The organism is Pseudomonas fluorescens group sp. PF-1 (assembly GCF_054481335.1).
The window spans coordinates 2,367,485-2,391,171 of sequence record NZ_JBTMNG010000002.1 but is presented as its reverse complement, the minus strand read 5'-3'; the positions used below and the strand labels follow the sequence as shown (position 1 = coordinate 2,391,171).

Genomic DNA, 23,687 nt, shown 5'->3' with positions numbered 1-23,687 from the left:
AGCGTTGCAGCGCTTTTAAGGGCCCTGTTGCGCAGCGGCTGCAAGGTGTTTTTATGAAACGGACGGGGCAACGGGCCGATCAATGCGCATCCCATTGCCGCATGCGCACCCGGCAGTGCTTCATCGCATTGACGATGTGCTTTTCGACCATGGCCTTGGAAATACCCAGGTGCTCGGCGATCTGCGGGTGGGTCAGTCCTTCGATCTTGCGCAGCAGGAAACTCTCGCGGCACAGCTGTGGCAGTTCGGCCAATGCGCGCTGGAGCATGTCGATGCGCTGGCCATGGTCAAGGCTGTTAAGGGGCGAAGGACTGACATAGCGTTCTTCGCTGTCCAGCACTTCCAGCGATTCGACCTGGCGCAAGGCATTGCGCCGATGATTATCGATCACCAGGTTCAGCGCGGTGCGATAGAGAAACGCCCGCGGCTGCTCGATCGGCGTGTCACTGGAGCGTTCCAGGACACGCAGGTAAGCGTCATGCACCACATCTTCGGCCACCTGACGGTTGCCGAGCTTGGCGTTCAAGAAACACACCAGCTCGCGATAGTAGTTTTCCAACATGACTCCCGTCCGCACGGGTGCGGTTTCTGTCCTTGAGCGACTTGATCGGACACTGAAGCAGACAGTGGCACGATAGTGGCAATTTGAGGTGCGTAATTTATAGTAATTCTCATATAGATTTAAAGTAATGCTTTGCCCTGCTCGGAAATAGTCGTGGCCCCACGCATCGCTTTCTGTAGGCACGAGCCTGCTCGCGAAAAACGTCAACGATTACGCGAGACAACCTGACGATACGCGGCGCCCAGACGTCCATCGCGAGCAGGCTCGCTCCTACAGGTTGTTTTTCGCCCCGCCTGAACCTAAAAACCTCGGCCATTCATCATTCTGAAATTTCTTTTCCGGTTTCGCGCCCACGCCCCGTCTTAATAATAATTCCCATTAACAAAAACTCCGCACGACCCTTTTCAGGAGCACAGGCAAGTAATGCGATCCCTTTCACGCCGCACACCTCTCGCGCTGGCCGTTCAGCGCCCGACCCTGCATCGAACCCTGCTGACCGGCATTCTGCTGACCGCCACCTTGCTGGGGAGCTCGATGGCCAATGCGCAACCGGTAAAAGTCAGTATTGCCGTGCAACCACTGTCCAGTGCCCTGACGGAACTGGGCATGCAGACCAACCTGCAGATCCTGTACAGCCCCGATCAAGTGGCCGGCCTCAAATCCCGCGCGGTGTCCGGGTCGCTGGAGCCTTCCGCGGCATTGGCCGAAATGCTCAAGGGCAGCGGTATTTCGTTCCAGATCAATGGCAACAGCGTCACGCTGACGTCCGGTGGTGCCTCCAGCCTGCAACTGGGCGCGACCACCATTTCCGGCCAGGCCCTGGGGCTGGTCACCGAAGACACCGGCTCCTACACCACCGGCGCGACCACCACCGCCACCAAGCTGCCGCTGACCATTCGGGAAACCCCACAGACGGTCACCGTGATCACCCGCCAGCAAATGGACGATCAGGGTGCAAAGAGCGTCGGTGATGTGCTGCGCAATACCCCGGGGGTCTCGGCGCAAAAGTACGACAGTGACCGTACCGAGTTCTCCGCTCGCGGCTTTGCCATCACCAACTTTCAGTACGACGGCGTCAACATCCCTTACGACGGCGTCTACGGTGAAAACCCGAACAACAGCGACGACGCCGCCAGCCTGGATCGGGTCGAAGTCATCAAGGGCTCGACCGGCCTGATGACCGGCGCGGGCGACCCGTCGGCCACCGTTAACCTGGTACGCAAGAAGCCGACCAAGGACTTCAAGGCGTCGATCAGCGCCACCGCCGGTTCCTGGGACAACTATCGGACCGAAGGCGACATCTCCGGTTCGTTGACCGATTCGGGCAACGTGCGTGGTCGCTTTGTCGGTGCCTATCAGGACAAGGATTCGTACATCGACCACTACAGCCAGAAAAAAGACCTGTTCTACGGCATCCTCGAAGCCGACCTGAGCGACGACACCCTGCTGACCTTCGGCGTCGACAAGTCCAGTGCCACCCCGCGCGGCAGCTCCTGGACCGGCAACGCGGTGTACTTCGCCGATGGCGGCCGTACCGACTTCCCGCGCAGTTTCAACCCGGGTGCCGACTGGAGCCGTCGGGATTTCGACAGCACCACCTACTTCGCCGCCCTGGAACAGGCACTGGCCAACGACTGGAAACTCAAGCTCAGCCTCGACCAGAAAACCACCGACCACGACACCCGCCTGGCCTCGGCCAGCGGCGGCAGCCCGGACCGCGCCACCGGTGAAGGCATGTTCCTTTACTGGGGCCGCTGGGAAGGTCATCGGGTGCAGAACACCGCAGACGTCAACGTGACCGGCCCGTTTACATTGGGCGGTCGTGAGCATGAACTGGTGGCAGGTTTCATGACCTCCCACTCCCGTCAGACCGGTGCGACCTACGACACCAGCGCCACCGGCCTGGTCCCGGGCAGCATCTATGACTGGAACGGCGACCTGGCGTACCAGGACTTCCCGAAAAACGGCAAATACGAGCGCACCCAGAGCCAGAACGGCATTTACCTGGCCACGCGCCTGCGCCCGACCGACGACCTGTCGTTCATCCTCGGCGGCCGCCTGAGTACCTTCAAATACAACGAGGATTACCGCTACAACGCTGACGCCGGTCAAGCCGACACCCACGCCGGCTATAAGGAACACGGGGTCGTCACGCCTTATGCCGGTGTGGTCTACGACCTCAACGACACCTACTCGGTCTATGCCAGTTACACCAACATCTATCAGCCACAAATCAACAAAGACGCCAGCGGCAAGACCCTGGACCCGGTCGAAGGCGACAGCTATGAAACCGGTCTGAAAGCGGCCTACCTCGATGGCCGACTCAACGCCAGCCTGGCCCTGTTCCGCATCGAGCAGGACAACGTCGCCCAATACGTCATCACCGACACGAACACCGGCCAAGACATCTACAAACCGACCTCCGGCGCGACCACCAAGGGTGTCGAACTGGAACTGGCCGGCGAACTGGCCGAAGGCTGGAACGTCTCGGCCGGCTACACCTACGCCCGTACCCGCGACAAGGACGAACAGCGCATCTACGGCTTTCCGCTGGCCACCACCAAACCGGAACACGTCGTGCGCACCTTCACCACCTATCGCCTGCCCGGCGTACTGGACCAGGTCACCGTCGGCGGCGGCATCAGCTGGCAGAGCGCGTTCTACGGCCAGAGCTCCAGCCCTACCGAAGGCGCCACTTCCCTCAAACAAGGCGGCTACACCCTGGTGGACCTGATGACCCGCTATCAGTACGACGACCACCTGAGCTTCACCGTCAATGCCAACAACGTGTTCGACAAGCACTACCTGACAGGCCTGGGCAACTTCGGCACCACGTTCGACGGCGAACCGCGCAACCTGCAACTGACCGCGAAGTACAACTTCTGAGCGGGTGAACCGAAATGAAAAATGCCCGCCTTGTGAGAGGCGGGCATTTTTTGCCGTCTGCGATGCCGCCATCGCCAGCCAGCTCCCACGGGTGAATCATCCTTTCAAATGACGGTGGCTTTGCACCGCCGACCCCAGTACCACCACCCCCGCCGCAATCGCCACCCAGAATCCGCTGCGCGCCCCGAAGGCATCCACCAGCCACCCCGAACTGGCGGCGCCGATTGCCACGCCGATGCTTAACCCGGTGACCAGCCAGGTCAGGCCTTCGGTGAGTTTGGCCGGCGGCACGATTTGCTCCACCAGGGCCATGGCGACAATCAGCGTCGGCGCAAAAAACAGCCCCGCGACGAACACCGCCAGCGACAGCCCGAGAATGTTCACCGCCAACAGCAGCGGCAAGGTGGTCACCGCCGTCGCCACGCCGCCGTACAGGAACAAGCGCGGCAGCGGCACGCTCGAGCGCAATGCGCCGAACGCCAGCCCGGCCAGGCACGAACCAATGGCATACACCGACAACACGACGCTCGCCGCCGCCGGTTGCCCCTGTTGCTGGGCGAAGGCCACGCTGACCACATCCACCACGCCGACGATGGTGCCCATGGCGACCATCAACAGCATCAGCAACTGAATGTCCCTTGAACGGATGATCGACCCCTGGTGATGTTCTTCATGGGGATGCAGCGCGGGCTCGGTGTCGCGTTGCAACACAAACGCGGTCACGCCGATCGCCAGCATCAGTGCCGCTGCCAAGGGCCCGGCCTCGGGGAACGCCACCACGCACAGCCCGACCGACAAGGGCGGCCCGACAATGAAGCAGACTTCGTCCAGCACCGATTCCAGGGCATAGGCCGTTTGCAGTTGCGGCTGACCGCGATAGACCTCGGTCCAGCGCGCCCGCACCATCGCCGACATGCTCGGCATGCAACCGGCCAGCGCGGCGAACACGAACAGCGTCCAGTGCGGCGCCTGCAAGCGGGTGCAGAGCAACACCATCAACAGCGCCCCGCCCCCGACCAACGCCGACACCGGCAAGATTCGCCGCTGGCCAAAACGGTCCACCAGCCGCGACACCTGCGGCGCACAAAACGCCGTGGCCAGGGCAAAAGTCGCCGCCACTGCCCCGGCCAACCCATAGCCGCCCTGCAACTGCGAGAGCATGGTGATCAGACCGATGCCGGTCATGGAAATCGGCATGCGCGCGATCATCCCCGCGAGCACGAAGGCACGACTGCCAGGGGCGTTGAACAGTTCGCGGTAGGGGTTCGCCATGGGGTCCGGCCTCGATAGGGGCCTGCAAAGTGCCACAACGGCAGATTGAGGGGGAAGCGGCAATTTGTTGCTTGAATGTGAAGGCCACAGACACCCTGCTCTCCCATCGAATGAACTCCAGGGCGTTCGGGCCAGTCAGTTGCATAGGAGCTCAACTCCCGGAGTTTCACGGTTATGCCTGATCATCACCCGGAACGACAAAGCCCCATCGACGCCCACGGCATCATCGGTGACATGCGCAGCGCCGCGCTGGTCAACGACAAGGGCAGCGTGGATTTTTTCTGCTGGCCGGAGTTCGACAGTCCGTCGATTTTCTGTTCGCTGCTGGACACCCCCGAGGCCGGCATTTTCCAGCTGTCCCCGGATTTGCCCGATGCGCGTCGCGAGCAGATTTACCTGCCAGACACCAACGTGTTGCAAACCCGTTGGCTCAGTGACCGCGCTGTTGTTGAAATCACCGATCTGCTGCCCATCGGCGACACCGAAGATGATTTGCCGATGCTGATGCGTCGGGTGCGGGTGGTCAGTGGCCGGGCGACGTTTCGCCTGCGCTGCGCCGTACGCCATGACTACGCCCGCGCCAAGACCCTCGCACGACTGGACGGCAAAGACGTGATTTTCAGCGCCGCCGATCAACCGTCACTGCGGCTGTCCACGGACCAACCGCTAAGGATCGACGGCAACGTGGCGGTCACCGAATTCACCCTCGAACAGGATCAGACCGCCGAGTTTCTGCTCGGCGCCATCGACGATCCGCGCTTCAGGGAGGGCGCCGCCGATCTGTGTCTTGAGCGCACCCTCAAGTTCTGGCGCGACTGGATCAGGCAGTCCAGCTATCGCGGTCGCTGGCGGGAAATGGTCAATCGCTCGGCACTGGCGATGAAGCTGCTCACCTCGCGCAAACACGGCGCCATCCTCGCCGCCGCGACCTTCGGCCTGCCGGAAAGCGTTGGCGGCGAACGCAACTGGGACTATCGCTACACCTGGATCCGCGACGCCTCGTTCACCGTTTACGCCTTCATGCGCCTGGGTTTCGTCGACGAGGCCAACGCCTACATGCGCTGGTTGCGCGGGCGGGTCAGTGACTGTCGAGGCCACGCGATGAAACTCAATATCCTGTATGGCATCGACGGCCGTCAGGAACTGCCGGAAATCGAACTCACCCACTTGTCCGGCCATGGTGGTGCAACTCCGGTGCGCATCGGCAATCTGGCGTATGCACAGGTGCAACTGGATATCTTCGGCGAGCTGATGGACGCGGTGTACCTGGTCAACAAGTACGGCGAAGCCATTTCCCACGAAGGGTGGAAGCACACGGTAGAAGTGGTCGATCAGGTCTGCGAAACCTGGCAGCAGGGCGATGTCGGCATCTGGGAAATGCGCGGCGAGCAGCATCATTTCCTGCATTCGCGCCTGATGTGCTGGGTGGCGCTGGACCGGGCGATCCGCCTCGCCTCGAAACGCTCCCTGCCCGCCCCGTTCGCCCGTTGGGACCAGACGCGGCAGGCCATCTATTCCGATATCTGGGAAAATTTCTGGCACGAGGAACGCGGGCATTTCGTCCAGCACATCGGCAGCACCGCCCTCGACGGCTCGATGCTGCTGATGCCATTGGTGCGTTTCGTCAGCGCCAAGGACCCACGCTGGCTGGCCACCCTCGATGCCATCGAAAAGAACCTGGTGCGCGACGGCATGGTTTATCGCTATCACAATGACGACAACCCCATCGACGGCCTGCCCGGCACCGAAGGCGCCTTCGCCGCGTGCTCGTTCTGGTACGTCGAATGCCTGGCCCGGGCCGGCCGCGTGGAAAAGGCCCATCTGGAATTCGAACAGTTGCTGCGCTACGCCAACCCGCTGGGGTTATACGCGGAAGAATTCGACAGCCAGGCGCGGCACATGGGCAACACGCCGCAAGCGCTGACGCACCTGGCGTTGATCAGCTCGGCGTGTTTTCTGGATCGGAAGTTGAGTGGGGAAAAGAGTGTGTGGCAGCCTTGAACGGACTGACTACAGTGGCAACGCCAGCATCCCGTTCAAGGCAGCACTGGATCTGTCCCGGCATTGACGGAAAACCGCTCACGATAGGCCTGTGGTGTCACGCCCATGGCGCGCAGAAAGCTGCGTCGCAGGGTTTCCTCGCTGCCGAACCCGCATTGCACGGCGACCCGTTTGATCGGCACGCCGGTGTCGCTGAGCAGCCGTCGCGCGGTCTCGACGCGGATCTGCTCGATGGCCCGTGCCGGGGTCTGGCCGGTGTCGGCGCGGTAATGGCGCACGAAGCTGCGCTCGCTCATGCCGGCCTGCTGGGCCAGGGTCGGAATGCCGAGGTCCTTGGTCAGGTTTTCGCTGATCCAGGCGTGAAGCTCGTCGAACCGGTTGCCTTCTTTTTGCAAGGACAGGGTCACGCTGAATTGCGACTGACCGCCGGGCCGCTTGAGGAACACCACCAGTTGCCGGGCAACTTCCAGGGCCATGCCACGGCCGAGGTCTTGCTCGACCATGGCCAGCGCCAGGTCGATGCCGGCGGTGACCCCGGCCGAGGTCCAGACCGGACCGTCGTTGATGAAAATCGGATTGGGTTCGACCTGCAATTGCGGATGCTGCTGCGCCAGCTGCTCGCAACGGGTCCAGTGGGTCACCACACGCCGCCCATCGAGCCAGCCACTGGCCGCGAGCAAAAACGCCCCGGTGCATACGGATGAAACCCGCCGACACCCCGCTGCATGCTCGCGCACCCACGCCACCAGCGGCAGATCTTCAGCCGCCGCATAAACGCCCCAGCCGCCGGCGATGATCAAGGTGTCGCTGCCCTGCTCCGGCAACGGTTCGGCCAGCAAGGCCAACCCCGCCGACGACATCACCGCCCCGCCGCCGCTGGCGATCACCGTCGGCGCATAGGGCGGCGGCAAGCCTTGCTGACGGGCGATGTCGTTGGCCGAAGCAAAGACCTGCAACGGCCCGGTGACGTCCAGCAATTGCACGTTGGTGAAGGCGAGCACATGAATGGTCTTGGGCATGATTGGCGTAATTCGTGGGGTAATTGGCGTATGCGCCAAATCCTACGAGCCTACAGTGAAGCCGTCCACCCATTTCATGAGAAATACACCATGACCTTGCAGATCGGTTTTCTGTTGTTTCCACAGGTTCAGCAACTCGACCTGACCGGCCCTTACGACGTGCTGGCCTCGCTGCCGGATGTGAAGGTGCATTTGATCTGGAAGGACCTGATGCCGATCACCGCCAGCACCGGTCTGATGTTGAAACCGACCGTCACCTTTGACGACTGCCCCGCGCTGGATGTGATCTGCATTCCGGGCGGCAGTGGCGTCGGGCCATTAATGGAGGATGAGCAGACCCTGGATTTCATCAAGACCCAGGCCGCCAACGCGCGGTATGTCACCTCGGTCTGCACCGGTTCGCTGGTGCTCGGTGCGGCGGGCCTGCTCAAGGGCAAGCGTGCGACCACCCACTGGGCCTATCACGAACTGTTGGCACCGCTGGGGGCGATTGCGGTGAAAGACCGGGTGGTGCGCGACGGCAATTTGCTGACCGGTGGTGGAATCACCGCCGGCATCGATTTCGCCCTGACCCTGGCGGCGGAGTTGTTCGATAAGGACACCGCCGAACTGGTGCAATTGCAGCTCGAATACGCCCCGGCGCCGCCGTTCGCCGCAGGCAGTCCGGAAACGGCGCCCGCCAGCGTATTGGAAGAAGCCCGCAAACGCGCTGCCGGTTCATTGAAGCTGCGCGCAGAAATCACCGAACGTGCTGCGGCGAAACTGGATCGACGCTGACAGAAATGGCTGCGGGAACCGGGTCCCCGCAGCCAGTACTTTTCTTGCGCTCATAAAAAAACCCGCCGAGGCGGGTTCTTCCAAGACCATTACGACTCCCTGTCGTCAGCATTCCATGCAGGCCGATCATCCATGATCCTGAGCACTCCCTGTGCTTCAGTGGATGGGGCCAGAATACGCATGGGATCCAATCTGCGATAGAGGACATATCTACTAACACTTGTAGGACATTCGCTATAGCGGCCCTTCCGAAATCCCTGAGAGACGTCGGACATCGAGCTCGGAGGCCGCGAGTGACGCGACCAGTGGCTGACTTGCAGCTATCCGGGTGCCATCACTCCACTTGGCGTTCGTGAGCCTTGGCGATAAGAAACTGCTCGATGTTGCTCATTTGCTCATCCCAACCACGACTGTCCATGCGGAACGCCTTGAGTCGGCGAGTTTGGGGAATGTGGTCGAATCCCGACTCGGACACCTTCAGCAACGTGCCGTTTTCCATGTCTTCGAGCTCGAATTTCACCAGTGTGGTGGGCTCCTGGGAGTAATCGAAGCCCGGCTCCACGGCGTATGGATGCCAGCGAAACGAAAACAGCCGCTCCGGCTCGACCCGTTCGACCAACACATTCCACAACACATGTTCATAACCCGGGTACGTCACCTGCCCCTGGGTCCACTCGCCGGCGACAAAACGCCTTCCGTCCAGCGCCACGCCAAACCATTTCCCGAATTGCTCGGCATGGGCTATGACGCGCCAGACCTGTGAACGCGGCGCCTTGAGCAGGATCTTCCTTTCGATGCGATCTGATGCTGGGTTCATAAGTCACCTCCTGTACTGAACAACAGTAGGCCTGTAAGACCACTTGTCCAACCCTAAAGTTGTGTGGCGATCAACGTTGCCCGAAGTATTCGGCTGTATTCGTGGCGATAAGTTCTGCTTTGACGGTGGCGGTTGGCGTCGAACAAACCTGCTAACGTTGCCCGCCACAACGCAGAATCCAGCCATGCCACCGGGAGGCACCGTGAACAAACTGCAGGGAAGCTGCCTGTGCAAAGCCATCCAATACGAAGTCGACAGCCTCGACATGCCCATCAGCCATTGTCACTGCCATACCTGCCGCAAGGCACACGCGGCGGCTTTTGCGTCGACTGCCGGAGTGATGCGCGAGCATTTTCGCTGGATCAAGGGCCAGGATCGGCTGAGCAGCCATGAGTCCTCACCGGGTAAGTGGCGGCATTTCTGTTCAGTCTGCGGCTCGCATTTGATGGCGGAACGTTTGGCCCAGCCCCACGTGATCGTTCGTGTCGCCACACTGGATGACGATCCGGAAATGACGCCTCAGGCGCACATCTGGACGTCCCACGACGTGCCCTGGCTTGCCTGTGACGCGGTGAAAAAACACCCTGAATGGCAGACGTAGAGGGCTGGAGATTGCACTGCGCTAAACTGCACCGCTCTTTTCCCTGTCATAGCGAGCTTCTGACATGCATCCACGCTTTCTTCTGGCGCTGGCACCCTTGATGTTGACCCCCATGGCCCATGCCGTGGACTGCGACAACGCCTCCGACCAGGCGACAATGAACCAGTGCGCGTCGCAACAGCACGCCGCGGCTGACAAGGAGCTGAATGCGCTCTACCAGCAAATCACCGCTCGACTGAAGGCCAATCCCGACAGCAAGAAACTGTTGGTGGGCGCACAGCGTTCGTGGATTGCGTTCAGGGATGCCGAGTGCAAGTTTTCGGCGTCAGGGGTGGAAGGCGGGAGTGTCTATCCGCTGGTCTACGGCAACTGCATCACGCAATTGACCAAGGCGCGGGTCGAGACGTTCAAGACGTATCTGAAGTGTCAGGAAGGGGATTTGGGGTGTCCGGTGCCGGGGATTTGACTCTGCCTATTTTTGCTGTGTTTGTGGGGGCCCCATCGCGAGCAAGCTCGCTCCTACAGGGTTCAGCGGCGTACACAAATGTGTGATCCACCGAAATCCTTGCAGGAGCTGACTTGCCAGCGAAGGCAGCTCAGGCGCCGTGATTACCGCACAAACACCTGCGCCGTGGTAATCGCCATATCCCCACCTGGCATCTTGATGCTGCCGATCTGCTTCAGGCTGTCGGCATCGAAGATCGCCACGTCGTTGAAGGTCCCGGCCAGGTAGATCTTGCTGCCGTCCTTGTTGAAGGAAATGCAGTAGTAAGAGTGATCCAGGGTGGCGGACTGGAGCAGTTTCTTCTGCTTGATGTCGTACTTGGCCAGGCGGTTAAGCACGCCGAACATCAGGTTCGGGTCCTTGGGCGAGCGCATGCCGCTGAAGTAGATTTCCGTCAGGGGACCGAAGTCGGTGGTTTCGGTCTTGCCGGTTTTCAGGTCGATGCTGAACAGGCCATACAGGTATTCGGCAGTGGCCGGGTCCTGTTTCTTGTCCTTGAATTTCGCGGCGGTGTAGAGCAGCGAGAAGTCATGGCGATAGGTCTGCTGGTTCCACACGTAGAGCACGTCCGGGGCGCTGTAGTTCGGGCGCTTCCAGTGGCGGCTCGGGATCAGCACGTCGAATTTTCCGGTCTGCACGTTGACCTTGTAGACATCCGCCCCCGCCACGTACAGCGTGCCGTCGTCACCGCTCTGCATAATGGTCAGCTGTCGCGGCGCCGGGAAGCTGCGCACCGGTTTGGCGTCCATGCCGGCGTCAGTCTTGTACACGTCGAGCCGCGGCTGCTGCACTTCGTAGCGGTCGTTGAGCATCAACGTCGGATTGGCGACGGTGAACAGTTCCTTGCCGTCGTGGCTGAGGGTAAAGGCGAACATCGACCGCGCTTTCTCCCCCGGCTTCTGGGTGATGCTGGCGTGGAACACCTGCTTGCAGCTGTCCAGTTCGACGCCATAGACATCCGCATAGTGGTTGTTCAGTACATAGGCGGTCTTGCGGTCCGGCGACAGTTGCACGGTGCCGGGACCGAAGGCGTCGGGCATCTTGCAGGTCTTGTACAAGGTGTCCGTGGACAGGTCGATCACGTGCAGGTTGTTCGGGTAATTGGTGGTCAACATGTATTCGTGACCGTCTTGCAATGCGGTGTTTTCATCGGCCAGAACACTGAGCGAACAGGTGCTCAGGAGGGCGAAAGCGGCCAGGCCGCAGGCTTTGATGCTGTGCATGCTGGAATCCTTCTTCTTATCTGATCACTTGTCTTTGGGGAAGACAGTGCCGAGGTTGCGCCAGTTTTCGTTGGACGCCTGGGCATCCTTGTTCCAGTCCGGATAGGTGCTCATCATGTCGGGCACCTGGGCCGGCCACCAGCACGGATCGGAGCAGCCATACAGGTCGGCTTCCATCGGCTGGCACAGCGACGACACACCGCCAAATGCATCGATCTCCCAACCCGGGTCGGTGGTCGAGGCGCAGCCCGCCACCGAGCTCATCGCCACCACTTCTTCGATGCGGTTTTCGTCCGCGGCCTGATCCAGCTTCAACGCTTTGTTATTGATTGCCTTGAGATGTTTCATATCAGTGAGCCTTGCGCGGAGTGATGTAGCTGCTGATGAACGCAGGGTTATGAGCCATGATCCGGGTGTAGACCTCGATGCCGAAGTCGACCCAGTCACGCATCAGTTCGCAGTAGTGATAGGTCGGATGGGTCGGGTCGCCGTAGCGGGCGTAGCTTTCGTGGTAGCAGCCACCGGAGCACAGATTACGGATCTGGCAGTCTTCGCAGCCGGTGTTGGTACGGTCGAGGCGCTGGGACAGGAAGTCGTTCAACTCCACCTGTTTCACGCCGCTGTGTACGTTGCCGAAGGTCGGCAGGCTCGAACCGGTAAAGCGGTGGCACAGGTTCAACTCACCCTTGTGATCGACCGCCAGCATCTTCAGGCCCGCGCCGCAAGGCAGGGCTTTTTTGTGGCCTTCGTGGATGTCGGTGATCAACTGATGCAGGTTGGAGAAGCCGATGTTGCGGTGCTCCAGCGCCGCTTCCAGGTAACGTCGGCCGAGCTTCTTCATGTTGGCGAAGACTTCGATCAGCTCGTCACTGGTCAGGTTGAAGGTGCTGATGTCGCCTGAGGTGACGGGGGCGAAACCGACTTCGGCAAAACCCAGTTCGTTGAACAGGTGATCCCAGATGGTTTCGACATCAGTGACGCCGGTGGTCAGGGTCACCCGCGCGCCGACCGGACGGCTGTTGTAGCGCGACAGCAGCATTTCGGCCTTGCGCCGCACCACGTCGTAGGTGCCCTGCCCGCCCACGGTGATGCGGTTGCGGTCGTGCACGGTTTTCGGCCCGTCGATACTTACCGAGAGCCCGAAACGGTGGGCGTTGAGGTAGTCCACGGTTTCTTCGGTGAGCAGCGTGGCGTTGGTGGTCATCACGAACTCGACGAACTTGCCGGCCTCGCGAAAACGCTTTTCACAGTAATCGACCATGTACTCGATCAGCTTGCGATTGCTCAGCGGCTCTCCGCCGAAGAACACCACGGTGAAACGTTCTTCGTCCGGGGATTCGCGCAGCAGCATCTCCACCGAAGCAATGGCGGTCTCAACGTCCATTTTCTTACCGGCCGAGGGCTTGTCCAGGTCTTCCTTGTAGCAGTAGGTGCAGCTCAGGTTGCAGCCGGTGTTGACGTTGAGCACCACGGTGTTGATCGCCGTGCGCTCGACCCGTTTGGTGGCGATGTCCGGGGTCAGCGGCGAGCCGTCGCTGACGAGTTCCAGGGCCATCAGCTCGCGCAGTGTTTCAGTGACTTCTTCACCGTTGAAACGCGTAGCCAGCCGCTCGATCAGGTCGTCCGACGAGCAGCCGGGGCCGCGCAAGGTATCGATGATGGTGCCCGTCAGTTCATCGCTGGCGAACAGCGAACTGCTGGGGATATGGAACAGCATGCGGTCGGCATCAACGTGCACTTCGTGCAGGTTGCGTTCGACCAGATTCAAGATAGCGCCCATGGCAAACCTCCTGTGCAAGCCCCGTTCTGCGGGGCTTGCGGTCATTCCGAATAGTGTCTGAAGCCTTTGCTGTCAGTGCAGCTCACGTTTCAACATCACGGAATGGGTGGGTTGTTCCAGCGTTGCACAGTCACGATCATGTGGCCTTCGCCGGTCAGGGATTTCCCTGCGTCGTCGACGGCGGCGATCACCTTGAGGTTGCCGGCGTTGTTGGTGGACATTTTGCGCGCCGGATTCGGTCCGGCATCGCCCGGTGTGAACACGCCCGCGTCGGCCTGCATGGTGCCGGCGAACTTGACGTCTTCGTCTTCCCTGGCGCGGTCGTCGAAGGCCTCGACCTTCCACTGCGCCGGGAACACGCCGATGCGATACGGCTTGCCATCGGCGCCCTTGCCCCAGGCTTCGGCGTCGAATCGGCCCTGGACTTTCGGCGTCGAACCGCCGCCCTCGCCGATCCGCGCCACCGAGAACTCAGGCACGACTTTGACTTCGGCGATCTGGCTGTACACCGACAGGCTCGGGCCTTTCAGCGTATCGACAGTGACCGCGCGCAGACCCGGCTGGGCATTGGCGGCGGCCTTGAGTTTGACCTTGATCCGCTGCGGGCTCTGCTCGATGACTTCGAGCACTTCCACGCCTTTGCCGAAATTTGGCTTGCCACTCAGACCGCTGCCGACCAGGGTGACTTCGCTTTCGCTGCCGGCCTTCAGATAACCCGGCTGCACCGCCAGCAAACGGGCGGAACCCTGTTTGGCGGCGACGAAGTCCAGGCCACGCTCATCGTGCTCGGCCTCGAACATCCGGCCCTGCATCGCATTGCCCTGGGCGGCGAACACCTGGCGCATGGTCACGCCGTCGATGGTCACGTTGCCGCGCCATTCGTAGCCGGTGTAGAGGATCGCGCTGCCGTCGCCGTTGAATGGGGTGCCGTCGGCGTATTGGCCTTTGACGCTGACCTTGAAGGTGTCGCTGCCGTCGGCGCTGACGCTCATCACACCCGCCAGTTCACCCTTGCCCGGCAAATGACCGCTGAAGCTCCAGTCGCCCACCAGTGCATCGGACTTCGGCGCCACGCTCTGCCATTTCTTCCAGGCCGGGTTGTCCAGCGGATAGCGCTTGGCCAACAGCGGCACCATGTCTTTGCGAGCGATATCGAACCAGTCGCGATCGCGGGCCAGGGCCTGGTATTCCAGGGACGGCCACTGGCCGAGGTGGAAGTTCACCAGACGCTCCCATTCCTGGGCCGGACGTCGTTGCAGGGCAACCCGCGCACCGGAGTGGCAGCGACCGCACATCTGGCTGGTCTGCTCGTCGAACTTCTCGGCGGTGTTGAGCCGGCGTTCCAGTGCATAACGCACGCCGTCGGTCTCGCTCGGTGCCAGGCCCTGGGTGTCGGCCAGGTACTTGACCAGCGTCCGGCGGTCTTCATCGCTGATCTGCAAACCGTGCATGGTCTGCATTCGGGCGATGCTCATCAACCAGCCCTCCGGCGTCTTGCGCTGGTGGCTGATGCGGCTCAGGGCGTTATCGGCTTCGGGGGTATGACAGCCCTGACAGGTTTCCTTGAGGATGGTCTGGGCGTCGCGGGCTGCCAGGCTGTGAGGCGAATGCAGTGCTATACAAGCGGCTACAGCCAGCAGGCTGGCGCTCATGCCTGATCGGAGTTTTCTCTTCATCAACGTCGAACCTCGCACGGTGCTTTCTTATTTTTGTGGCTTATCGTTTTTTGGGTTTCTGCCGCCGGCGGCGAGCCGCTGACGGAGGCAGTAGAAACGTCTGCGATGAGCAATACACGGAGCGTGCCAGCTTGCCGATAATCTTTTTAATCAAACAGTTACGGGTTTATCACCGCATTGCGTCGGCATTTACCCCAAGCCCCGGCGTCCAGTTTCGCGACAGCTGTTGCAATCTGAGACAAGCATAGATGCCTATGTTTGCAGTCACCTCCCAATACACTCCCGACACATTCAGTAACGTCTGTCGAAACGCAATCGCTCAAGCCTGGCTTCAACTCGTCGATAAACGACTTACGACCAATGATCAGGGAATGACGACATGGCAATCTCTTTAAACTCTGTCTTTATCCAGCCATCAGCCGCTGAGTTGAGCAAAACTGCGCAACCATTGACAAAGACATCGCTCAGCGAAGACCTCCAAAAGACGGCGGTCAACCTCAATCCGGCGGCGGTTTACCATCCCAGCGATGAAGCCCAGACAATCAGCCCGACAATGGAAGTCATCGAGACCTGGATCGGCCGTTCCCAGGCAGCTGACTTCCCGCAAATTGCCGAACAGCACAAAAATGCGCACGAGTCGCTGAAACTGGCGTTCGAAGACTTCAAGTCGGCCTTGAGTGATGTTTTTCCGGATCTCGCCAACAAGAAATTCGGCTTTACCATTGAAGCCGATGGCAACCTCAAAGTGCTGAACACCGCCAACGAGCTGAGTGCTTCAGACATGGATCAACTGAACTCACTGCTCAATGCCTCAAGCTCACTGAAAATGGCGGCGAGCGGTTACCGGGACACGTCCATCGAGTTGGTCGCGGCCGATGCAGGCTGGGGAGGCAGCCATTTGGGCAAGTACAACCTGACCAAAGACAACTTCGCCAACACTATTGATATGGCGGCCCTGTTTCTGCCAAAGGGCAACGCGCCAAGCGCTGAAGCCATCGACGGCTATTTCTCACACCAGTTATGGCGTAAAGGTGAACTGGGGACGCCGCAGACGGATGCCGCAATCGTGGCTGCACGCGATGCCAAAAGAATCAATGAGAAGGTCTGATTCCCAATAGCCCTGCCCGGACACGCCCTGGCCTCATCGCTGGCCGGGGCTGACCAATCCGTCGCGTGCGTCTCAGCCAACGTCGCGATTTGCGACAATTCCCCCGCTGCCGCCCGTCCCGGGCTTTATCCAACTCCCGCCAACAGCGGGCCGTAAGGCCTTCCCGGGGCAGTTGGCACAGCCATTGCGAAAGTCTCGTTCTCACGAACAACAAGAGGCTTTGCCATGTCCCTCCCGAATCTACTCCCCGCCACTTCGGCCTTCATCCAGCGCGCACCGCGCATGTTGATCGGCGGTGATTGGGTCGAGGCCGCCGACGGCCAAACCATGCCCCTGCACAACCCGGCCACTGGCGAAGTGCTTTGTGTGGTGCCACGGGCCACGCCGGAAGATGTCGACCGCGCCGTGCTCGCCGCGCGTCACGCGTTCGATGACTCGGCCTGGAGCCGTACCCGCCCCCGGGAGCGGCAGAACCTGTTGTGGAAACTCGCCGACCTGATGCAACGCGACGCCGAGCTGCTGGCGCAGCTGGAGTGCCTGAACAATGGCAAAAGCGCTGCCGTCGCACAGGTGATGGATGTGCAGTTGGCCATCGACTTCCTGCGCTACATGGCCGGTTGGGCGACCAAGATCGAAGGCTCCAGCGTCGAGGTGTCGTTGCCGCTGATGCCCAACGATCAGTTCCACAGCTTTATCCGTCGCGAAGCGGTGGGTGTGGTCGGTGCCATCGTTGCCTGGAACTTCCCGTTGCTGCTGGCCTGCTGGAAGCTCGGTCCGGCCCTGGCCACCGGTTGCACCGTGGTGCTCAAGCCTGCCGATGAAACGCCACTGACCGCATTGAAGCTGGCGGAGCTGGTACTGGAAGCCGGTTATCCCGAAGGCGTGTTCAATGTGGTCACCGGCACGGGCATCACCGCCGGCTCCGCACTGACCCACAACCCGCTGGTGGATAAGCTGACCTTTACCGGCTCCACCGCCGTGGGCCAACAGATCGGCAAGATTGCCATGGACTCGATGACCCGGGTCACCCTCGAATTGGGCGGCAAGTCGCCGACCATCGTCATGGCCGATGCCGACCTGCCAAGCGCCGCCGCCGGCGCCGCCAGCGCGATTTTCTTCAATCAGGGCCAGGTGTGCTGCGCCGGCTCGCGCCTGTATGTGCAGCGCAAGCATTTCGACAATGTGGTGGCGGACATCGCCGGCATCGCCAATGCCATGAAACTCGGCAACGGCCTGGACCCGAGCGTCGAGATGGGGCCGCTGATCTCTGCGCGCCAGCAGGCGCGGGTGTATGGCTATATCGAAAAAGGCCGGGAAAGCGGTGCGACCATTGCCTGCGGCGGCGAGCAATTCGGGCCGGGGTTTTTCGTCAAGCCAACGGTGATCGTCGACGTCGATCAGAAGCACTCACTGGTGCAGGAAGAAATCTTCGGCCCGGTGCTGGTGGCGATTCCGTTCGATGACGAAGCTGATGCGCTGCGCATGGCCAACGACAGCCCTTACGGCTTGGGCGCGAGTGTCTGGTCGAATGACCTGGCGGCGGTGCACCGGATGATTCCGCGGATCAAGTCCGGTTCTGTGTGGGTCAACTGCCATAGCGCGCTGGACCCGGCGTTGCCGTTCGGCGGTTACAAGATGTCGGGGGTCGGGCGCGAGATGGGTTATGCGGCGATCGAGCATTACACGGAGTTGAAGTCGGTGTTGATCAAGCTGTAATAGCGGGGCCCTTTCGGCCGCCATCGCGGGCAAGCCCGCTCCCACAGGTTTTGTGGCGTTGCTGAATTCATTGGCCTCACACAAATCACTGTGGGAGCGGGCTTGCCCGCGATGGGGCCGGTCCAGACAGCACAAATTTCAGGGTTTGAAGCCTTGAGCCAATAACCAACTGCGAACCATCCTCCCCTGCTCCACCGTCAGCCCGGCCAGCGCCTGCTCGGCCGGCTCGGTGCGCAACCGCCGTATCAATGGCGCCAGCTCAATCCCCTGTACATGCCAGATCCCCAACGGCTGATCCGCCGTGATCACCACTTCGGCCTCATCGACAAACCCGTCGCGCAACACCGGCGCCCGCTCGATTCGCAGCGCACTGAAATCCGCCTCGGCATGGGCGATCTCGGCATCCGGCCACTGTCGCCGCGCCTCCCAGAACGGCTGGCTCAACCAGCGCTGCTCATCGGCATAAAAATCCCGACCGATCCGTGCGAAACGCAAAAACAGCTGTTCCACCCGTTGCTGGTGAAAACGCCGGGCCAGCGCAGCCCGTTCGGGTTTGCACAACAGGGTGTTGATCACCGTCGGCGCCTGCAATGCCGACGACAGCGATTGAAAGATGCCATTGCCCGACAGCGGATCCACCGCCATCGCCGCATCGCCGACCCGTATCCAGTGATCGCCACACACCTGCGGGCTCAGGATGGCTGTGCTGCTGCGGGCGTGCAGGTTCAGATCAACCTCCGCTTCGCCGGCAAAAAACGCCCGAGCCACGGCCGAATCCCGACGCCGCTGGCGACAGTACGCCAGCAACTGCGCCTTGCCCGGCAACCCGGCGCTGGCCACGTCCACCGTCCATTGCCAGTAGCACTGGCCGTCGGCCCGCCGCGCCATCCACGCCCAGCCGTCCTCAAGGCTTTCCACGGCGCTGGCGGTGTCGCCCGGGGTGCCTTGCCAGCGATTGAGCAGGCTGACCGTCTCCGGCCCGCGCAGGCCCTTGCCGAGCGCCGGTGCCTGACGCCCACGGGCTTCGACCAGAAAGTCTGCGCTCAGGCTTTCGCGGCCTTCGATGTCGATGCAATGCCCATCGGGGAATGACTGCACGCCCAGCACCCGGCCTTCGATCAACAGCACGCCAGCCGCGCGCAAGTCTTGGCGCAGGCCGCGATCGAAGGTCGGGCGATCCAACAGGAATTCGATGTTTTGTGCGTGTTGCTGGCCGTTCCAATTGACCTGCCGTTGAGAAGGCAACGCCGCCTCCTCCAAAGCGTGATGCAGCCCTGCACCGCGCAAGGCCTCCAGCACCCGCACGGATACGCCTTCCAGCGCGGCAAACCGGCGCCACTCGCTGACCAGGGTCACGGCATAGCCGAGGCGCCGCAGCCCCAGTGCCACCGCCGCACCGGCCGGGCCCGCGCCTAAGACCACAATCGCGGTCATGGCCCGAGGCGCCGTTCAGGTCCGCGATAGCGAGCGTTGTGTTGCAGGTAGTCGATCACCTGTTCATTGCTCGCCTCGGGGTGGGCCACCAGGAACGCAGCGATATGCCCGCTCAACGCCGCGCAACCGAGACTGGCGCCCGACTGCCCTGGATAAGTGCCGTGCACGCAGGCGGCAAAGTCTGCCTGTGTGGTGTTGAGCCACGACCATTCGAGTTCGGCGCAGCGCGCATCGCCGGTCACGCGCAGCACGTGTGGATAATTCGCCGGGAACACGCCTTCGCCCTGGGCAGGGCTGGACGCACAAAGCAAAACGCCTTTCGCCACCGCCGCCGCGCAAGCAGCACGCAACAGACTGCGATCCTGACGCAGGCCGAGACTCAAATTGATCAGCCGTACATCCCGGGCCACCAGCCAGTCGATCGCCGTGGCAATTTGTAAGGCACTGGTCACCCCACGCTGATCGAACACCTGGGCCACGCAGAACAGTGCCGATGGCACACGGCGGCCGATGGCTTCGATGACCGCGCTGCCGTGGCCCAGGGGATCGCCGTGCAAATCGCTCTCGGTGAGTCCGTCCTCCACCAGCGCAAAGCGCCGCCCGGCGATAACTTGCACCTGCTGCGCCGCCGAGTGACCGCTGTCCACCACGCCAATACGCAACTCAGGCTTCATGCAGCACCGCTTTGGAAATTAATACGCCGTCGAGCAATTCAAAGCGCAGATCGGCATCGGCCAGGGTGGAAGGACGATGGCTGATCAGTATCCGTGTGCGCCCGGCGAACAGGCGGTCGATAGCCTCGATCACTTCGCGCTCGGTGGCTTCGTCCACCGCCGAGGTGGCTTCGTCGAGCACCAGGATCAGAGGGTCCTGCAACAGTGCTCGGGCAATGGCGATGCGTTGTTTTTGCCCACCGGACAACTGCTGCCCGCGCTCACCCAGCGGGCTGTCGAGGCCTTCGGGCAAGGAGGCGATCAGGCTATCGAGTTGCGCCAGCCGGGCCACTTCGGCAATCGCTTCGCGGCTGGCATCCGGCACCGCATAGGCCAGGTTGTCGGCCAGGCTGCCGCGAAACAGCACGATGTCCTGACTGACCACGGCGATACGCCGACGCAGCTGGAACAGATCCAGTTCTCGCAAGTCCACTTCGCCGAGCAACACCCGACCGGATTGCGGGTCATGGTGGCGTTGCAGCAGGTCGATCAAGGTCGATTTGCCAACGCCGGAGCCGCCGCTCAAGGCGACTTTCAAACCGTAGGGTATGGATGCCTGGATGCCGCGCAGGGTGGTCGATCGACCCGGATGGCTGAAGTGCACGTCATCGAAACGCAGATCGCCAGAGGACGGCAGCGGCTGTGGCGTCGCGGGTGTCAGTACGGTCGGCTGTTCGCCGCGCAGTTCCATCACGCGCCCGAGGCTGACGGTCATTCGCTGAATGGCGACATAGAGCCCGAGCAGGCTCTGCACCGGCCCGACGGCCATGCCCAGGTAGGTCGAAAACGCGATCAGCGCGCCCAGTTGCCAAGTGCCCTGCACCACCCAGTATCCGCCGATCAGAAAGGCGCAGGCGCGGGACAGGGACGTCAGCGTGCCCGGCACGGCCTGGGTGAAAAACTCGGTGACTTGCAGGCGCAGCAACTGGCTCATGTAGCCCTGGCCGAGGTTTTCCAGGCGCCGTGCTTCGCGCTGCTGCTGACCGGCGGACTGGATGAATTTCATCACCGGCAGCGTTTCGACCATGAATGAGGACATGTCTGCCGAGCGCTCGCGTAACTGCCGCACATCACGCTCGACCTTGCGTCGCATCCAGCGCAGCCAGAGCACGTCCAGGGGAATCAGCACCAGCGCCAGCAGCGACAGTTTCCACGACAGGGTCAGCAGCATCGCCAGCGCCACCACCAGGCCAATCACGCTGGACACCGCCGAGAACAGCGAGTCCACGGCAAAACGCTGGATCTCCGCCACGTCGCCATCGAGGCGCGACATCAGGTCACCGATGCGCCGCTGGCCGTAGAAGCTGGGTGACAGGGTCTGCAAATGCCGATAGAGGTCATCACGCAGTGCAAACAGCATGCGCCCGGACAGCCGCGTGTGCAGATAACGGTTGATCCCGGACAACGCCGTGCCGAGCAAGCCGGCGACGATCATCAACCCGGCGATCAGCACCAGCATCGGGAAATTGCGCGCGAGCAACCCGTCGTCGATCAACAGCTTGGTCAGCCACGGTTGCACCAGCACCAATGCCGACGCACAGACCGACAAGCCGAGCAGCCCGGCGATCGCCAGCCGATGGGGCCGCACGAAACTGTAGAGCCAGCGCAGCGCTGATTGCAGAGCTTCGGGGTTCTGGCTGTCGATCAGCCGAACGATCAGGCGCTGCATCACGAGCGCAACTGTTTGAGCTTGCGATACAGGGTCGCGCGGCTGATGCCCAAGGCGTCCGCGGCGGCCGAGACGTTGCCCTGATGGCTATCCAGGGACTGGCGAATCATCTCCAGTTCGTTTTCGCGAATACTCCCGGACTGCGGTCGTTCGCTGGAGTTCAGGTCGTCGAGCATGCTGTCGGGCAGGTGATCGAGGGTCAGCACGGTTTCCCCCGGTTCGCGCATGGCCAGCGCGGTACGCAGGACCATCTCCAGTTGGCGGATGTTGCCTGGCCAGTGGTAACCGCCGAGCAAACGACTCAAGTCGTCATGCAGCACCACTGTGGGCGCATCGAGTCTGGCCAGCAAACGGCTGACCAGCGCGCTGAAGTCATCGCGCTCGCGCAGGGCCGGGAGCATCACGCTGATGCCGTTGACCCGGTAGAACAGGTCTTCGCGAAAATGTTGTTCTTCCACCAGACGCTTGAGGTCGCGGTGGGTGGCGCAGATTAATGCGATGTCGATGTCCTGTTCTTCGCCAGCGCCCAACGGCGCGACTTTGCGATCCTGCAACACGCGCAACAATCGCGCCTGCAATGCAAGCGGCATGTCACCGATTTCGTCGAGGAACAGCGTGCCGCCATGGGCCTGTTGCAAGCGACCGATCATGCCGCCACGCCGCGAACCGGTGAATGCGCCTTCGCGATAGCCGAACAGTTCGGACTCGATCAGACCTTCAGGAATGGCCGCGCAGTTTACCGCCACGAAGGGCTTTTCGGCGCGGCTGCCAGCCATGTGCAGGGCGCGGGCGATGACTTCTTTACCGGTGCCGGTTTCGCCCAACAGCAACACCGGCAGTTCGTTGGCCAGGCCTTGGCGGGCCATGCGCAACGCCCGGGCGTAACGCACGTTGTTGCCGGCCAGTGATTCGAGGTCCGGCTGGGTCTTGGCGGGTTTTGCGACGCTGCGCGGCGGAGTGCTGACGTTGATCGAACGCTGCGGCGCACGCAGGGTTTTGTAGAAGAACTCGCCTTTGGCGGTCTGCAGGCTGCCAACGCCGCCCTGATGCAGCCGCGCCAACAGTTGCAAGCCATCGACGCCGAGAAACTCTTCGCACCGTCGACCCACCAGCGCCGAGCGCTCGGCATGCAGCAACTGGCAGGCCTGGGCACTGACCGCGAGGATCTGCCCGCCGAGGCTGACGGCCAACAAACCCTGCCAGGGAGATTCGAGGTACTGCCGACGGCTGTGGAAGGCCAGGACGATTTCGTCCGGATAGCTGGCGTTGAACACTCGGCTTTCGATCTGGCTGACGGCCATGGCCAGCAACGCGGTGCTGTCGTGGGCGCGGCCCAGTGGACCTTCGCGGGTCAGGTCGAGGACGCCGAGAATGTCGCCCTGAGGGCAATGGATCGGCACCGAGGTGCAAGAGAAATCACTGAGGCGATCCAGGTAATGTTCGCCGCAATCGATCAGGGTCGGCCGGGCTTCCACCAGCGCCGTACCGAGGGCATTGGTACCGCGTACGGCTTCGCTCCAGCAGGCACCGAGGGTGATGTCTTGCAGACCGCTGCCCTTGAGACGGTCGGCGCGTCCTTCGACCGCGAGAATGGTCGCCTCGGAGTTGGCGAGAATGATCAGCCCTTCCTTGCCCTGGCGTTCGGCCAGGTAATCGATCGCCGGCAGTGCCGCATCGATCAGCAGCCGGTTGCTTGCCAGCAGAACATCCAGGCTGGCCGTCGATTCCAGCGCCAGTTCATGCTTGGCGTTGAAATGCACGCCATGGCTGAGGCTGCGCCGCCACGAGGCATCGATTTCGGCGCGCAGGACGCCGTCCGGCACTTCGCCTTCCAGATGCAGCTTTTCCCGGGCCAGCCGGGCTTCGCGGTGCAATTTGGGGGAGTTTGTTTTTATTAGAGTCATCAAGCGCTCCGGGTCGGTCCGCCC

Annotated in this window: 19 protein-coding genes; 7 read left to right on the top strand and 12 right to left on the bottom strand. The window is 61.8% G+C overall.

Going from position 1 to position 23,687, the window contains the following annotated elements:
- Positions 1-79: 79 nt before the first annotated feature.
- On the bottom strand, positions 80-562 hold the full coding sequence (locus tag ACX3YD_RS25880) for a sigma-70 family RNA polymerase sigma factor (RefSeq protein WP_103405864.1): 483 nt from the start codon (positions 560-562) through the stop codon (positions 80-82).
- 423 nt (positions 563-985) lie between these two features.
- Here ACX3YD_RS25880 and ACX3YD_RS25875 point away from each other — a divergent pair, with 423 nt between their 5' ends.
- Positions 986-3,448, top strand: a complete 2,463-nt coding sequence (locus tag ACX3YD_RS25875) for a TonB-dependent siderophore receptor (protein WP_458961376.1) — start codon at positions 986-988, stop codon at positions 3,446-3,448.
- A gap of 96 nt (positions 3,449-3,544) precedes the next feature.
- Here the strand turns inward: ACX3YD_RS25875 and ACX3YD_RS25870 are convergent, their stop codons facing one another.
- Positions 3,545-4,720: an MFS transporter gene (locus ACX3YD_RS25870; protein WP_458961375.1), complete on the bottom strand. Its 1,176-nt coding sequence runs from the start codon at positions 4,718-4,720 to the stop codon at positions 3,545-3,547.
- A gap of 174 nt (positions 4,721-4,894) precedes the next feature.
- On the opposite strand from ACX3YD_RS25870, the gene ACX3YD_RS25865 reads away from it, so the two are divergent.
- Complete coding sequence (locus ACX3YD_RS25865; protein WP_458961374.1) at positions 4,895-6,721, top strand: glycoside hydrolase family 15 protein; 1,827 nt, start codon at positions 4,895-4,897, stop codon at positions 6,719-6,721.
- Between the two features lie 35 nt (positions 6,722-6,756).
- Here the strand turns inward: ACX3YD_RS25865 and ACX3YD_RS25860 are convergent, their stop codons facing one another.
- The gene (locus ACX3YD_RS25860) at positions 6,757-7,740 is read right to left on the bottom strand and encodes a GlxA family transcriptional regulator (protein WP_090468199.1); all 984 of its coding nucleotides are present in this window, start codon (positions 7,738-7,740) and stop codon (positions 6,757-6,759) included.
- 90 nt (positions 7,741-7,830) lie between these two features.
- Here ACX3YD_RS25860 and inhA point away from each other — a divergent pair, with 90 nt between their 5' ends.
- A complete protein-coding gene (gene inhA / locus ACX3YD_RS25855) occupies positions 7,831-8,517 on the top strand; it encodes an isonitrile hydratase (protein ID WP_458961373.1) in 687 nt (228 codons plus the stop codon).
- A 334-nt stretch (positions 8,518-8,851) separates the two neighbouring features.
- Here inhA and ACX3YD_RS25850 read toward each other — a convergent pair whose 3' ends face one another.
- A complete protein-coding gene (locus ACX3YD_RS25850) occupies positions 8,852-9,334 on the bottom strand; it encodes an SRPBCC family protein (RefSeq protein WP_103405868.1) in 483 nt (160 codons plus the stop codon).
- A 202-nt stretch (positions 9,335-9,536) separates the two neighbouring features.
- Here ACX3YD_RS25850 and ACX3YD_RS25845 point away from each other — a divergent pair, with 202 nt between their 5' ends.
- Both ACX3YD_RS25845 and ACX3YD_RS25840 read left to right on the top strand, forming a co-directional pair.
- Positions 9,537-9,935 (top strand): GFA family protein, encoded by a 399-nt coding sequence (locus ACX3YD_RS25845; protein WP_103405869.1) that lies wholly within the window; start codon positions 9,537-9,539, stop codon positions 9,933-9,935.
- 64 nt (positions 9,936-9,999) lie between these two features.
- Positions 10,000-10,401, top strand: coding sequence for a lysozyme inhibitor LprI family protein (locus tag ACX3YD_RS25840; protein ID WP_047527345.1), 402 nt, complete (start codon positions 10,000-10,002; stop codon positions 10,399-10,401).
- A 143-nt stretch (positions 10,402-10,544) separates the two neighbouring features.
- Here the strand turns inward: ACX3YD_RS25840 and peaD are convergent, their stop codons facing one another.
- The 4 genes from peaD to peaA form a co-directional block, all read right to left on the bottom strand.
- Positions 10,545-11,663, bottom strand: coding sequence for a quinohemoprotein amine dehydrogenase subunit beta (gene peaD / locus ACX3YD_RS25835; protein ID WP_458961372.1), 1,119 nt, complete (start codon positions 11,661-11,663; stop codon positions 10,545-10,547).
- A 24-nt stretch (positions 11,664-11,687) separates the two neighbouring features.
- Positions 11,688-12,011 (bottom strand): quinohemoprotein amine dehydrogenase subunit gamma, encoded by a 324-nt coding sequence (gene qhpC / locus ACX3YD_RS25830; protein WP_007971075.1) that lies wholly within the window; start codon positions 12,009-12,011, stop codon positions 11,688-11,690.
- Position 12,012: 1 nt separating this feature from the next.
- Positions 12,013-13,443 (bottom strand): quinohemoprotein amine dehydrogenase maturation protein, encoded by a 1,431-nt coding sequence (gene peaB / locus ACX3YD_RS25825; RefSeq protein WP_047527340.1) that lies wholly within the window; start codon positions 13,441-13,443, stop codon positions 12,013-12,015.
- Between the two features lie 95 nt (positions 13,444-13,538).
- Positions 13,539-15,119, bottom strand: coding sequence for a quinohemoprotein amine dehydrogenase subunit alpha (gene peaA / locus ACX3YD_RS25820; protein ID WP_458961371.1), 1,581 nt, complete (start codon positions 15,117-15,119; stop codon positions 13,539-13,541).
- Between the two features lie 379 nt (positions 15,120-15,498).
- On the opposite strand from peaA, the gene ACX3YD_RS25815 reads away from it, so the two are divergent.
- Both ACX3YD_RS25815 and ACX3YD_RS25810 read left to right on the top strand, forming a co-directional pair.
- The gene (locus ACX3YD_RS25815) at positions 15,499-16,227 is read left to right on the top strand and encodes a hypothetical protein (protein WP_458961370.1); all 729 of its coding nucleotides are present in this window, start codon (positions 15,499-15,501) and stop codon (positions 16,225-16,227) included.
- A gap of 225 nt (positions 16,228-16,452) precedes the next feature.
- Positions 16,453-17,943, top strand: coding sequence for an aldehyde dehydrogenase family protein (locus ACX3YD_RS25810; protein ID WP_458961369.1), 1,491 nt, complete (start codon positions 16,453-16,455; stop codon positions 17,941-17,943).
- Positions 17,944-18,081: 138 nt separating this feature from the next.
- Here the strand turns inward: ACX3YD_RS25810 and qhpG are convergent, their stop codons facing one another.
- From qhpG to ACX3YD_RS25790, 4 genes are read right to left on the bottom strand one after another with little or no spacing between them, the layout of a single operon-like run.
- Positions 18,082-19,377 (bottom strand): flavin-dependent monooxygenase QhpG, encoded by a 1,296-nt coding sequence (gene qhpG / locus ACX3YD_RS25805; RefSeq protein WP_458961368.1) that lies wholly within the window; start codon positions 19,375-19,377, stop codon positions 18,082-18,084.
- Positions 19,374-20,051 carry a subtilisin-like serine protease QhpE gene (qhpE, locus tag ACX3YD_RS25800; protein WP_458961367.1) on the bottom strand — a complete coding sequence of 226 codons (678 nt, stop codon included), beginning with the start codon at positions 20,049-20,051 and terminating at the stop codon, positions 19,374-19,376. The genes qhpG and qhpE overlap by 4 nt, the downstream gene beginning before the upstream one ends.
- On the bottom strand, positions 20,041-21,759 hold the full coding sequence (locus tag ACX3YD_RS25795; protein WP_458961366.1) for an ABC transporter ATP-binding protein: 1,719 nt from the start codon (positions 21,757-21,759) through the stop codon (positions 20,041-20,043). The genes qhpE and ACX3YD_RS25795 overlap by 11 nt, the downstream gene beginning before the upstream one ends.
- On the bottom strand, positions 21,759-23,663 hold the full coding sequence (locus ACX3YD_RS25790; protein ID WP_103405879.1) for a sigma-54-dependent Fis family transcriptional regulator: 1,905 nt from the start codon (positions 23,661-23,663) through the stop codon (positions 21,759-21,761). Before ACX3YD_RS25790 ends, ACX3YD_RS25795 begins: the two co-directional genes overlap by 1 nt.
- Positions 23,664-23,687: the final 24 nt, after the last annotated feature.